The organism is Crocosphaera watsonii WH 8501, from assembly GCF_000167195.1.
GTDB classification, from domain to species: domain Bacteria; phylum Cyanobacteriota; class Cyanobacteriia; order Cyanobacteriales; family Microcystaceae; genus Crocosphaera; species Crocosphaera watsonii.
Genome location: NZ_AADV02000112.1, coordinates 1 through 13,345 on the forward strand (window position 1 = coordinate 1; position 13,345 = coordinate 13,345).

10 protein-coding genes and 3 pseudogenes are annotated in these 13,345 nt (G+C 36.9%); 6 read left to right on the forward strand and 7 right to left on the reverse strand.

Features of this window, described 5'->3' with window-relative positions:
* Nucleotides 1-593 precede the first annotated feature (593 nt).
* From psbA to CWATDRAFT_RS23775, 3 genes are all read right to left on the reverse strand, one after another.
* Nucleotides 594-1,664, reverse strand: a complete 1,071-nt coding sequence (gene psbA / locus CWATDRAFT_RS23765; protein WP_007307403.1) for a photosystem II q(b) protein — start codon at nt 1,662-1,664, stop codon at nt 594-596.
* A gap of 186 nt (nt 1,665-1,850) precedes the next feature.
* Entirely contained in the window at nt 1,851-2,345 is a 495-nt protein-coding gene (locus tag CWATDRAFT_RS23770; protein WP_007307402.1) for an ureidoglycolate lyase, read from the reverse strand.
* A 108-nt stretch (nt 2,346-2,453) separates the two neighbouring features.
* Entirely contained in the window at nt 2,454-3,434 is a 981-nt protein-coding gene (locus tag CWATDRAFT_RS23775; protein WP_007307401.1) for an ABC transporter ATP-binding protein, read from the reverse strand.
* A 210-nt stretch (nt 3,435-3,644) separates the two neighbouring features.
* Here CWATDRAFT_RS23775 and CWATDRAFT_RS23780 point away from each other — a divergent pair, with 210 nt between their 5' ends.
* Together CWATDRAFT_RS23780 and moaA are read left to right on the forward strand one after the other, a co-directional pair.
* Nucleotides 3,645-5,414 (forward strand): N-acetylmuramoyl-L-alanine amidase, encoded by a 1,770-nt coding sequence (locus CWATDRAFT_RS23780; protein ID WP_007307394.1) that lies wholly within the window; start codon nt 3,645-3,647, stop codon nt 5,412-5,414.
* Nucleotides 5,415-5,687: 273 nt separating this feature from the next.
* Nucleotides 5,688-6,677, forward strand: a complete 990-nt coding sequence (moaA, locus tag CWATDRAFT_RS23785) for a GTP 3',8-cyclase MoaA (protein ID WP_007307395.1) — start codon at nt 5,688-5,690, stop codon at nt 6,675-6,677.
* Nucleotides 6,678-6,815: 138 nt separating this feature from the next.
* On the opposite strand, the pseudogene CWATDRAFT_RS40385 reads toward moaA, so the two are convergent.
* Nucleotides 6,816-6,914: pseudogene (locus tag CWATDRAFT_RS40385) on the reverse strand (PEP-CTERM sorting domain-containing protein); the annotation flags it as partial.
* A 224-nt stretch (nt 6,915-7,138) separates the two neighbouring features.
* Nucleotides 7,139-8,577: pseudogene (locus tag CWATDRAFT_RS23795) on the reverse strand (NF041680 family putative transposase).
* 79 nt (nt 8,578-8,656) lie between these two features.
* Between CWATDRAFT_RS23795 and CWATDRAFT_RS23800 the strand changes: the two are divergent.
* The 3 genes from CWATDRAFT_RS23800 to CWATDRAFT_RS23810 all read left to right on the forward strand — a co-directional run bounded on the left by CWATDRAFT_RS23800 (nt 8,657) and on the right by CWATDRAFT_RS23810 (nt 10,978).
* On the forward strand, nt 8,657-9,052 hold the full coding sequence (locus CWATDRAFT_RS23800; RefSeq protein ID WP_007307396.1) for a hypothetical protein: 396 nt from the start codon (nt 8,657-8,659) through the stop codon (nt 9,050-9,052).
* Between the two features lie 278 nt (nt 9,053-9,330).
* Nucleotides 9,331-9,708 carry a hypothetical protein gene (locus CWATDRAFT_RS23805; protein ID WP_007307397.1) on the forward strand — a complete coding sequence of 126 codons (378 nt, stop codon included), beginning with the start codon at nt 9,331-9,333 and terminating at the stop codon, nt 9,706-9,708.
* A gap of 10 nt (nt 9,709-9,718) precedes the next feature.
* Complete coding sequence (locus CWATDRAFT_RS23810) at nt 9,719-10,978, forward strand: glutamate-5-semialdehyde dehydrogenase (protein WP_007307398.1); 1,260 nt, start codon at nt 9,719-9,721, stop codon at nt 10,976-10,978.
* A 4-nt stretch (nt 10,979-10,982) separates the two neighbouring features.
* On the opposite strand, the gene CWATDRAFT_RS23815 is transcribed toward CWATDRAFT_RS23810, so the two are convergent.
* The gene (locus tag CWATDRAFT_RS23815; RefSeq protein ID WP_007307400.1) at nt 10,983-12,137 is read right to left on the reverse strand and encodes a hypothetical protein; all 1,155 of its coding nucleotides are present in this window, start codon (nt 12,135-12,137) and stop codon (nt 10,983-10,985) included.
* A 1-nt stretch (nt 12,138) separates the two neighbouring features.
* Nucleotides 12,139-12,771, reverse strand: coding sequence for a sulfatase-like hydrolase/transferase (locus CWATDRAFT_RS23820; protein WP_007307399.1), 633 nt, complete (start codon nt 12,769-12,771; stop codon nt 12,139-12,141).
* A gap of 338 nt (nt 12,772-13,109) precedes the next feature.
* Here CWATDRAFT_RS23820 and CWATDRAFT_RS23825 point away from each other — a divergent pair.
* Nucleotides 13,110-13,328 (forward strand): annotated as a pseudogene (locus tag CWATDRAFT_RS23825) (hypothetical protein); the annotation flags it as partial.
* Nucleotides 13,329-13,345 lie beyond the last annotated feature (17 nt).

Here is a 13,345-nt window from a genome sequence, read left to right on the forward strand (position 1 = left end):
TAAAATCAAGAGTAAAGTTTTTTAAGGAAGGGGATTTAAAGAAAAATAAAAGGGTAATTCCACCGGTTTAAAAAATTTCCCCCTCCAATTTTTATTTAACATTCCACCTTGGGTTTGTAGTATTAATTTAGGTGAAACTGTAGACTGATAACGATAGGAGATTTTTAGGGCTATTTTGGAGAGTTTTTCCGAGGCAATGAAAAGTCTTGTCTCGTTGTAAAATGGTCGCAGAGTTGATACGGGAAAAGAAATGGGTGGAGTTAATCTGTTTAATTTTAGCGATACTGTACCGTTATTGGTGTTTGGCTCATGAGTTATACTCCTTATTAGTAAATTATGTTTTTCTGTCCCCTAAATAGCTTTTTGGGGGATTGTTTCTATTTTAGGCCATTCTCTCTATCATCCTTCATTTTTAGACCCTTACAGAGATTCCTCGTTCCTCACCAATGACAATTATAGTATTACACTTTGATGACGTATAACGTTATCCGTCAATTTTCGTGATTGCTGTTTCCTTATTACTTATCCACAACAAAAAAGCACCCCCATTTCTGAGAGTGCTTTTTTGCTAATATTTAGTTTTTATCAAGGAATTAACCATTGATTGCAGGAGCGGATACAGGCTCAGCAGAAGCTAAGTCTAAGGGGAAGTTGTGAGCGTTACGCTCGTGCATTACTTCCATTCCGATTCCTGCACGGTTTAATACGTCAGCCCAGGTTCCGATTACACGGCCTTGAGAGTCAAGGATAGACTGGTTGAAGTTGAAACCGTTTAAGTTGAACGCCATGGTGGATACACCCATTGCGGTGAACCAGATCCCAATTACAGGCCATGCACCTAAGAAGAAGTGTAAAGCACGGCTGTTGTTGAAGGAAGCGTATTGGAAGATTAAGCGACCGAAGTAACCGTGAGCAGCTACGATGTTGTAGGTTTCTTCTTCTTGTCCGAATTTGTAACCGTAGTTTTGAGATTCAACTTCGGTGGTTTCACGAACTAAAGAAGAGGTTACTAAGGAACCGTGCATAGCGGAGAATAAAGATCCACCGAATACACCAGCAACACCCAACATATGGAAGGGGTGCATTAAGATGTTGTGTTCAGCTTGGAACACAAACATGAAGTTAAAGGTTCCAGAGATTCCTAAAGGCATTCCATCAGAGAAGGAACCTTGTCCGATGGGGTAGATTAAGAATACTGCGGTAGCAGCGGATACAGGTGCAGAATATGCAACACAGATCCAAGGACGCATTCCTAAACGGTAGGAAAGTTCCCACTGACGACCCATGTAGCAGAATACTCCGATTAAGAAGTGGAATACTACTAACTGGTAAGGACCGCCGTTGTAAAGCCACTCATCTAAAGAAGCAGCTTCCCAAATGGGATAGAAGTGTAAACCGATCGCATTGGAAGAAGGAACTACTGCACCGGAAACGATGTTGTTTCCGTAGAGTAAAGAACCAGCTACAGGCTCACGAATACCGTCGATGTCAACGGGAGGAGCAGCGATGAAGGCGATGATGAAACAGGTGGTAGCAGTTAAGAGGGTGGGGATCATTAAAGTACCGAACCAACCTACATAGATGCGGTTGTTGGTGCTTGTCACCCACTGACAGAACTGTTCCCACAAAGAAACGCTCTCGCGTTGTTGTAAGGTAGTTGTCATGGTTATAATTCCTTATTAATTTGTCAAGGTACGTTTTGTTTTGACATTTCTATACTAAAACAATTCATCAAGTTTTGTAAAGAACTTTGACCAAATATTTTCTTATATTAAAGAAGAGTAAAGACAAGTAAAACTTATCTATTCTTGGGGCTTAATACCATTAAGCCCCATCTGATGGGGCTTTGACTAGGAAATTATCTCAAAGGTCAAGTTATCTTTCTTGAGAAAATCATAGGTAAAGTGATCAACAACATTAGTATTGCTCAACTCTAAGTTATAAAAGTTCACAAAATCATGATCAAAGTAGGGGCCAGCGTGCCATGTGCCAACTTCTAACTTAATAAAACAATTACCAGGAATCCTAAAAGCTTGTAATTGTTCAATATTCGGATAATTTTCGTCTCCAGGTGGTACAACCCCCAAAAACCACTCTTTTCCTTCCAATGATCCCAGGCATTGGGTACATTGTTCATGACGAGTAATGCGATTAAAGCAACGACCCCGTTCTGTTAAGCGCATAATATAGAATCTAGGGATGCCATTTTTGAGGTTTAATTGAGCATCGATTTCATCGTATACCTTGCCATCTTCAGAAGGAGTTATTAGCTGTCCGTAGGGTTTGAAGTTGTCTAGGGTAATATCAACCAGTGGCAAAGATTTAATGGTGGTTACTATAGTCATAATTATTGAGGGAGGATGGTTGATCAATATAATAGTCCACTAGCTATTTGATATGGTGGGTTACGGCAAGGATAAAAATTTATCTCTGCGCCTAACCCACCCCATGATTTATTGACTCGATGTAATGCCTCTTTCTCTGAGTTGTTGGACGAAATATTCTTCCAGAGAAGCACGGGCGCGGTTTAAACTAAGTAGTTGAGCGTCTATGGTGGAGAGAAATTCGATAAAATCATGGGGATTCCCTGTTAATTGTCCGTGCCAGGTATGTTCAATCTCTTTAATACCCGATACCCAAGGTTCTAGAGCTTCCTTGGTACCACCTTGAACAATAACTTGATAGACATCGGAACGGCCTAAAATTTCTTCGAGAGACCCCACACAGAATAGATCCCCTCTGGCTAAAATAGCGATGCGATCGCAGATTTTTTCGATATCGGTTAAGACATGGGAGTTAAAGAAAATGGTCTTTCCTTGTTCTTTGAGAGATAAAACGATTTCTCTAACTTGATAGCGTCCCAAGGGATCGAGTCCCGACATGGGTTCATCGAAAAACACCACTTCAGGGTCATTAATCAATGCTTGGGCCATACCAACCCTTTGCAGCATTCCCTTAGAATAGCGTCTTAATTGTTTCTTTTTGGCGGTTTTTTGTGCCAACCCGACTAAATCAATTAATTCGGGAATCCGTCTTTTTTGAACCGATTTGGGAATTTGGAATAAACCTGCGACGAATTCCAGAAATTCCCAGGCGGTTAAATAGTCGTAATAATAAGCATTTTCAGGTAAATAACCTATTTTTTGTTTGACAGAGAGATTTCCTACTGGATACCCCAATAAGACAGCGCGGCCGGTGCTGGGACGAACAATACCCAATAACATTTTCAATAGGGTTGTTTTCCCTGCACCATTGGGACCGAGTAACCCGAAGGTTTCTCCTTTGTAAACAGAGAATGAGCAATCATTAAGCGATCGCAATTTTTGATTCATCCAAAAACCAGTATGATACACTTTACTTAAATTCCATGTTTGTACCACTGGCATTAATTCGTCTTTGGTGTCTTGTGGTTTGACTTCGGTAGCGGAATTCATAGCTTTAACGATGGTAATTTGTGATTTATCTAGAAAGAATCTATTTCTATTGTTCCCTATTCTTCGAGTAAATTTAACCTATGACAAAATTTTTTTTGCTTTGATCAACAGCAAGGTCAGCATTTAGCTATCAGTTTCAGGTTTTAGGTGCTACCCAAGTTCAGCAAATTAAGTACAATAAGTTGATTAACTCACTTATCAGAGGAATATATGTCAAAATTGTTAGGATTAACCTTTGTCAGCTTTCTCAGTCTTAATATTAGTCCGGCTATGACTTCGGTTGCCCATGCACAACAGCCCTTATATATAGCTTATCCTCCGAAAAATCATCAGACCACTGCTGATCAAATATTTTTGATTGGCACTGCTGCACCTCAAGGAGATGTGACGATCAATGGGCAAAAAATACAACGCAGTAACCAAGGGCATTTTGCCCCATCTTTTCCTTTAAAATTAGGGGTTAATCGCTTTGTTTTACGCCACAAAAATCAAACAATTGATTTAACCGTCACTCGTAATTCTACAATACCTATTATTCCTCAAGGGGGCGGTTTTGCTGATAATTCTTTGAGTCCTAATCAACCAATATCAGTGTTGCCCAACACCCCTATTTGTTTTGGGGCGATCGCTTCTCCTAATGCTCAAGTATCTGTTACTATTGCTGATAAAACTATTCCTTTATTACCCCGCGATAAGTCAGTAGAACTTCCTGCAAATTATTCTATTCTTACTGATTCTAACGAACCTGTTATCAACTCATTTACTAAATATCAAGGTTGTACAAAATTTAATCAATTTGGAAAATTAGGAACCCCGAATTTCCAACTAAAAATAAACAATAAAACCATTGCACAAAAAGGAGAAGGGAGCGTTAATATTCTCAATCCCAATCAACTAAAAATTGTTGAAGTAACAGCAGATGCTGGTGTTGCTAGAACGGGACCTAGTACCAATTATTCTCGTTTAACTCCTTTACCTAAAGGAACCACAGTATCAGTCATTGGTCAAGAGGGTGAATGGTTACAGCTTGATTATGGTGCCTGGATCAAGGCACAAGAAACCAGGATTATTCCTAATTTATCCTCGGCAAAGGCAATTATTAAAAGTGCCAAGTTTGAAAAAGATAATGAAGAAACTAAAGTGATTTTTCCCTTAACTCTACCTGTTCCTGTTTCGGTTAATCAAATGGGGAATAAATTTACATTAACTTTATATAATACTACGGCTCAAACTGATACAATCTTTTTAGAATATGAACCTTTAATAAAAAGCTTTTCTTGGCAACAAGTTAGCCCTGGTAAAATTGAATACTACTTTGAACTCTATCCAGAACAACAATGGGGATATGATCTAAAATATGAAGGTACAAACTTGATTTTAACCCTCCGCCATCCCCCTAAAATGGAGAGTCAAAATAGTCAGCCTTTGAAAAATGTAAAAATCCTTTTAGATCCGGGTCATGGAGGTAATGAATTAGGAGCAAGAGGACCCAATGGTTATCCAGAAAAATCTGTTAATTTAGTAATTTCTAACTTGTTAAAACAAGAGTTATTAAAACGAGGTGCAACAGTTTATATGACTAGAGAAAGCGATAAAACTGTTTCCTTACAAGACCGTGTTAAAATGATTAATGAGGTAAAGCCAGCCGTAGCTTTATCCATTCACTATAATGCTTTACCTGATAATGGAGATGCCATTAATACCGCAGGAATAGGGATGTTTTGGTATCATCCTCAAGCAGAAGATTTATCCAAATTTCTCCATGATTATTTAGTAGAAAAAGGTGAACGTCCTTCCTATGGAGTCTTTTGGAATAACTTAGCTTTAACCCGTCCCCACGCCGCCCCTTCTGTATTATTAGAATTAGGATTTATGATCAACCCAACAGAGTTTGAATGGATAACAGATGCGCAACAACAGCAAAATTTAGCTATTCTTTTAGCCAATGGTATTACAGAATGGTTCAATCAAAAAGAATAATTGTTACTATTCATAATTTGTTTGGGCGCTTAAGATTATTATGACTCTACTATTGCACTACCTATATGATTAAGAGGTTAAGGGAGATTCCTCGTACCTCGGAATGACATTTTAGGCATTTAGAACTTCACCCACCCCTAACCCCTCCCAGGAGGGTAACAGGAGGGGTCTGCGCGGATTTAGAATTAATTTTTTCATTATCCATTATCCATTATCCATTGTTAAAGTTGATATACTAGAGACAAACTTGCCATTTTGCTTAAACCCTCAATCATGAATAGAGTTGATTATCTTCGTATTAGTCTCATCGATCGCTGTAATTTTAGGTGTCAATATTGTATGCCGGAAGGGGCAGAATTAGACTATATTTTACGTCAAGAATTACTCACTCATGAAGAAATTATTACCTTATTAAAAGAAGTATTTATTCCTCTAGGATTTTCTAAATTTCGCTTGACAGGTGGGGAACCTTTATTACGGCCTGGTATCGTTGATTTAGTGCAGGATATTGCTTCATTATCAGCCACAGAAGATTTATCTATGACAACTAATGGCTTTTTATTATCGTCCTTAGCAGCAGATTTATATAAAGCAGGTTTAAAACGAATTAATATTAGTTTAGATTCTTTAAATCCTGATACATTTAAGACAATTATTGGACATAAAAAAAAGGATCTTTGGCAACACACTTGGCAGGGTATTCAAACGGCCTATGATGTGGGTTTTGATCCTTTAAAATTAAATATTGTGGTTATTCCTGGGGTCAATGAATCTGAAATTGAAGCCCTAGCTGAATTGAGTATTGATAAAAATTGGCACATTCGTTTTATTGAATTTATGCCCATTGGTAATGCGGAATTATTTAGCGATCGCACCTGGGTTCCTTCGGAAGAAATAAGGGATAAGATAAGACAAAAATGGGGTTTTATCGAGAGTAATATTAAAGGAAATGGTCCTGCTGATGTCTTTAAAATTCCTGGAGCAAAAGGCACTTTAGGATTTATTAGTCAAATGTCAGAATGTTTCTGCGATAACTGTAATAGAATGCGTTTATCTGCTGATGGTTGGTTACGCCCTTGTTTATTAAATGAAACAGGACAAATTGATCTAAAAGACTTATTAAGAAAGGGAACAAAGACAAGAGAAATAAGAGAAAAAGTTGCTCACTTATTAGCTATTAAACCAGATATTAATTATCAAGAAAGAGACTCAGGCAATGATACAGTAATTTATAACCGTACCATGTCACAGATTGGGGGATAATATTAATTATCAATTATTCATGATGTTTATAATTAAAGGGCTTAATTTTATTAAGCCCCTACAAAAGTTGTTTTTCTTACGAGAATTTATCACCCGATAAAAAAAACATTTCTATTTAAAAAAAGAAATTGAGTATTTCTATTTCTTTTTAGATTTAGCTTTAGCTAATTTGCGTTTGAAACTGGTTCCAAAAGCAACGGCAGTTCCTGCACCAAGAATGGTTAAAGGTTCGGGAACTGGTTCTACTGGGGTTTGTTCAGGAAGATCGCAACGGTCAAAGCGGACATTGTTGAAGTTAATCTTGGGACTAATAAACTGAGCGCATCCTTGACCTTGGACTTTGGACAAAAAAAGTTTGTTAGCGTATATTTTACGCTAAACTAAAATCCCAAAATATCGGCTCTGTATCAGTCAATAAAATTGGCTGACAAATAGGGCTAATCTATAGATTCTGAGGAAAACTAAGGAGCTTTTAAGTTTTCAGTTGATTTTTTGCTCCCTTTCTTGATAACATCATGACGAGTTCGTGGGGCTTTTTTGTAACCTTTAATACGTCCGGAAGAAAAACCTCGACGTTTGGGAAATTTGGCGAAAGTCCCCAAGGTCGTAATTATTCTTGAAAAGTCTCTTTGAACTAGACTAGGGGTGATTTTGATGGATTTATTAGTCTTCAAATACTGTTCCCAATCACGGGGTAAAACCACAGCTAATTTTCTGGCAGCCCACAAATTTACATAAGAAAGAAGTGTTAGTTTAAACCAATTTTCTTCATGATGTACATCGGGAGTTAAATAAGATGTCATCAATAATCTTTGTTTACCAAATCGAAAAAGATGTTCCATGTCATAACGTTGTCGATAACACTGATAACAATCAACTAAACTTAACTCATCGCGCCGAGAACCAATAACAATAAGCCACATAGGTTTCCAAATACTATTTCTTTCTTGATCTCTGACAACAATCTGGAGTAAAGTAAAGGGGTGATTGTTCATTTTATAGTTTTTAGTTCCTCTCATTAACATCTGTTTCCATCCCGAAATAGTCACTGTTAATTGACGACCTTTTTTCGTTGTAAAGGGAACATGATGAACTTCATCAGGTTCAGTCCAAGTTTGGTCATCTTTAAGGTCAAATTTATCCCCATACCAACGGGGATGTCCCGAAGTTTTGGCTTGATTTGGGTCCCGAATAAATTGACGATAAAAAACTCGGTCACTTCTAACTCTTGTAATAGTAACTAGGTCTTCATGCTTAACTTGTTCCCCAATAAAATCCTTTTGGCTGTAGTCACTATCAGCCACTAAGACAGATAATTTATCAGAAAATAAAGAACTTTGCCAGATTTTTTTTAGTTGTTGATTGCCTTGATTTACTCCTTTATGTTTAGAGGGGACTCGCTCTCCTGATAAGGGGACAGCCCAAGGGACTTTTTCTGTGTCTATTTGGTCAGGTAAAGCGCAGACAACGGAATAACAATGTCCAATATTAATGGGTTTATTTCCCTTAATTGGATTGGGGTAATGAATAAAGGTTTTATCCGCTAACGTTTCGGCAAACGGTCGTGGACAGGGAGTTGTGTCAATACCAAATAAGTTATAATGTTTTGAAGTGGGAGGAATTGTTCTCGATACCGCTGAAAATAAAGTCTCAATTCTCTGTTCATAATTAGGGTCAGTTTGAGTGGGTAAAACTCTTGAATTCCTCTATATAAACTGTTATAATCTCTTCTAAATAAAGGATTGAGAGACAATTCAACGACTGAGTGAGCTTGTTGGTTACTGGAGAGGGCATCGAGTAATTCTATAATAGTTTCTTTTCTAGCTTTTAGTCCTTGGAAGAGGTTAGACCTCCACACCAGGAATTCCTCGACAGACGTAGCCGTTTCATTTTTGGTCATTTTTAAAATTTATTACCTTATAAATTAGCTGAATATATACGCTAACATCAAAAGAGGTTGTTTGTTACAGTTAAGGCTAATGTCATCACATTCCGAACTTAAGACCAGTCAAGATGTCCACCTGAGAGCCAAACAAATTAAGAGTCTAATTCGCTCTCTTAAACAGAAAATAAAGAAAATTGAACGGGAAGGGGAAGTAGCACCAGCTAATTGTCATATTATTCGTTATCAGGTTAATGGAAAGGGAACAATCTACTGGTATTATAAACTACAGGCTGCTGAATCAATTTTTCCTATAGCCACTAATAATGAGAAAAAAACCAAATATAAATATTTAGGAAGAGCCGGAAGTTCTGCTCATATTGATGCTGCAGAAAAACTCACTAGAAGAAATCTCATTGATGAATTAGAACGAGTCATTCAATCTCTAACTGAAAGCTACTTAGATATCTATATTGGAACCGAAACTGAATGAAGCTATTTAATATTTAAAATCCCCTAAAAAGATGGAAAGAGAGTTTTTAAAATCACCTTAATTCTCTATTTAGCTCTGGAGATATGTTTAGCGTAAAATTTACGCTAACAATTGTTTTTTATCCAAAGTCCAATAGGTAGCTTGAGACAGCCAAATCTTAAGTTTAGATTGAGTAGAAAGATGATCCCAAAAATCAGGGACACCATAGAGATATAGAGCTAACTTTAGGAGTTACTACCCTGACACTCGTACGACCCCATAAGCCCGTAAAAATAGATTTGAATCAGGACTATCCTTGTCCCTGTCGGCGAAAAGGACATCTTTTACCTATTGTCCTCACAGAAGCCTTTGGCTGCGATCGCTGTCAGCAAATTTTTGTAGTGGAAGACAATGGGCAAAACATAGAACAGTTATCTTCCAGCTATCCTTATAAGCGAATCTGGCGTTGGACAGGCTACCGTTGGTTAATTATCCGCCCTGGATTAAGAGACGGCTATCTACCGATCATGACTGGCATGATGGTAGTAATATTAATTGGATGGTTTTTGTTGGCATTGCAATCCTCTTTAGGGCCAAGTATCATCATTGGTATCGCTTTGGCCGGTTTATTCATGGTTTTGCCCGCAATTATCTTCTGGTTGGCCTATCGACGTTAAGACAAATTGTATGACCATTAAAAGTTCTCCTAACTGGCTGTTAACATCGGTTGAACGCTCGTATAATGCTTACTTAGCTTTAGAAACCAGTGACAGCCTCGACCGCTCTCTAGGAATCAAAGCAATGGCTAAAGGGCTAAACCGTTCCTTTGATGCGATTCTGGAGGCGAACACCCTGGATCTGGAAATGAGTCGAGAAATGGCCATTCCTGACATATTGATTGACTGGTTAAAATTGACCCCAGAGAGGTTGAAAAATACCGTTGAAATTCTGGAATCTTTGGCGGAACTTCCTGATCCAATCCAACAAGTGTTTAACGCCCCCTATCGGCTGAATATGGCAGGAACCTATTCTCAGTTGAAGCCTTTAGGGGTAGTTGCCTTGGTTTATGAAACCTTCCCTGAGTTGGGGGCGATCGCTGCTGGATTTTGTTTAAAAACAGGCAATAGCCTACTTTTAAGGGGATGTAATTCTTCAACCCATTCTAATCAGGTCATTGCAGACATACTACAAACTGCTCTGAAAGACACAGAACTGCCTACAGGGTGTTTGGAGGTAATTTCAGCCGAACAAGGGGCTTCTATTCAAGATTTAGTTACCCAGCATCAATATCTCAGTTTGGTTCTTCCTTATGGCCGTCCCAGTTTAGTTGAACAAGTTACTCAATGGGCAACGGCTCCTGTGTTAAAGTCGGCCATGGGGAATTGTTATTTATATTGGTCTCCTACGGTTGATTTAGAGATGGTCCGTTGGGTAATTCTGGATAGTCATAGTAGTGAACCAGATCCCGTTAATGCGATCGAGAAAGTATTAATTAGTCCTGACCAAAAACCCTCTATTTTAGTGAGATTATTCAACATTCTACAGGAACAAGGATTTGAATTAAGAGGGGATGAGAGGCTATTAGAAGAATATAAGGATCATTTAAAACCGGTCAAAGCCTCGGAATGGAGTACCCCATATTTAGATAAAATTATTGCTTTTAAGATAGTTGATAATTTATCTGAAGGGATTACTTGGATTAATCAATACAGTAGTGGTCATGCAGATTGTTTAGTTACTGATTCTTACACAGAAAGTCGTCAATTTGCCACAGAAATTGATAGTGCTTTAGTATACATTAATAATTCCCCTCGTTTTGATCGTCATCCCACCTATGGTGAGTCCTTATTTCTAGGAGTTTCTAATCAAAAAGGGCATTATCGTGGCTTGATTTCCTTGGAAACTTTTACTACTCTTAAACAAGTGGTTCAAGGCCAAGGTAAATAATCTCTTAAACCCTTTTCTTGTTGTCTTCTAAGCTTTGAGGAACATAGCGAAAACAAGGGATTTGCACTAGGGGTTGATTTAAGAAACCCCTTTGGGGATAATAATTAAAAAATTCTGAAATAAAGGGCAAAAAGCTAAACAGAAACCAAGTAAAAAAAATAAGTATTATTAAACTACTTCGATAAGCAATGGATACACTAGAAATAATTATTCTTTGGATGGGTTTTTGATTAGAATAAGTTAGGTTAGAAGAAAATCGAAACTTGTTTAAATAATATATTTCTTCTTGGTGTAAATCATATTCAGTAACTATATTTTTTTGCCAAGTTTCAACTAAAACCCCTGAATAAATAAATCCGTCCATCATTTTCAAGGCAAAGAATAAACCTAAACTAATAATTCCAGTCCAGAAATAATAATCATTAAGAAATTGCAGTGCCTGTGTAGAATTTAAACTTTCTAAATCAGGATTAATTATAGGTAAAAATACAGGTATTATTTTGATAATGAAAAGAATGAAACTACTAAATAAATAACTAATTGCTAATATAAATAGTTGTAAAGGGCGATGACAAACCCAGATTTTTATTGACTTAAATGACAAAAAACTCCGCCAATCTTTGGTTAAAGCATAACGGGCTTGTGCTAGGGTAACATACAACATTATAACCGTAAAAAGAATAGTTCCCAAAAATCCCAGAGAGGCCCCTGTTTCTGATTGTTCATATATTTTATTGAAGGAAATATGCCAGCCTACATACCAAGCATAGGCACATAATAAACAAGGAATCAAGGTAAAAATCCAAGTTGCTAAAATTCCCGACAATCCAATTTTAAAATGTAATTTTAAAGAATATAAAATACGATGCAACCATTTAAAACGAGGATGATTAAGACATTTTATTTGCTGAGGAGTTTCCCATAGTTTAGGATAACTATAGTTGCTTATGTCTTGATTATTATTCTTTTCTCGAATAAGAAATTGATTCCAGGTAAATGTGTTAGATAGAGGGGATAAACGAAATAGACGACGTTTAACTAAATAACCTACCCATCGATAAGTCCATCCGAGAATAATAATAGCTGTTAGTAAGTCTTGACTAAAAAAAGTAGTAACTAGAATCAGAAATATTAACCCTAATGTTCGTTTGATCATCATTTTAAATAAATACCTCTTCTAAAATGTTTCCTTCTGCATACTCTGCATTAAAACCCATAATTTTCGCAATGGTTGGTGCAATATCAATTTGTGAAACTTGACGTTCAATAACTTTATTTTTATTAATTCCTTTGCCCCAAAAAAGTGCAAAAATTTCATGAGCAGATTTTGAATTAAAATGATGTTGATAGGGGACTGATAAAAAGGGATTAGAATCTCGTCCACAGTCAGGAACAATACACAAGACTGTATTATCTCTATATTCTTCAGCAAGTTTAATTGTATCAACTAATCTTTTAATCCCTTGATCAATAATAGAAATACCCCTAGTATAATGTGATTTATAACCCCAATGAACATAATCAGGATCGTTATAATTTATCATTAGTAACTTAGGTTTTAATCTATTAATTGCCCACACAGCTAACTCCGTTAACAAACTATCACCTCTAGGATTAACTAAACCGCTTTCTCCATACATTTTTTCCCATTCTTCCCAAAATTGAGTAAGTTTTAATGGTTCAGATAATTCTTGATTAGGTCGATAATTTTTTTCTAGTAATTTTTCTAATTCTTCCTGCTTTTTTTCTAACTCTTTATCAGTAAATTGATTAGTAATAATTTGTTTCTTCAAAAGATGAATTTTGAAGCGATAGAAACTTAAAACTTGAGAACGATAATTAACTCCAAATAAGTGATGATTACTAAAAGAATAAAACTCCTCAGAAGTGCGATCTTCTCCATTAATAAGGTAATTTCCGAGAAAGCTTTTCCCATAGGGGGTAATCGCTTGGACTAAAGGCTTTCAAGAAATAAAAGGAACAGAGAGTTAGCGGATCTTGGTACACAACTTTAAAATTTCATAATTGGCTTGTCTGAAAAAACAGAAGAAATAGATTAAAATGAAGAGGTAAAAAGATTAGAGAGAGTAAATTGAAGCTAAAACAGACAAATCATCCCTTAACCCCGTCGATGGTCGATGATTTACGTTTAGCAGCCTCAAAAATGACGGGAGCAGAGCGTCGTTCATTTCAAGCTGAAATGTGTCTCAAGTATTGTGGAGGAAGTGCCAGACAAACCGAAATCGTGTTTGGTTGGGGGAGAAAAAATGTTCAACTTGGATTACATGAAAAACGAACTGGGATAGTGTGTTTAGGATTACAATCAGTCAATAGTGGATGTAAAAAATGGTGATCCACGTCGAGTAC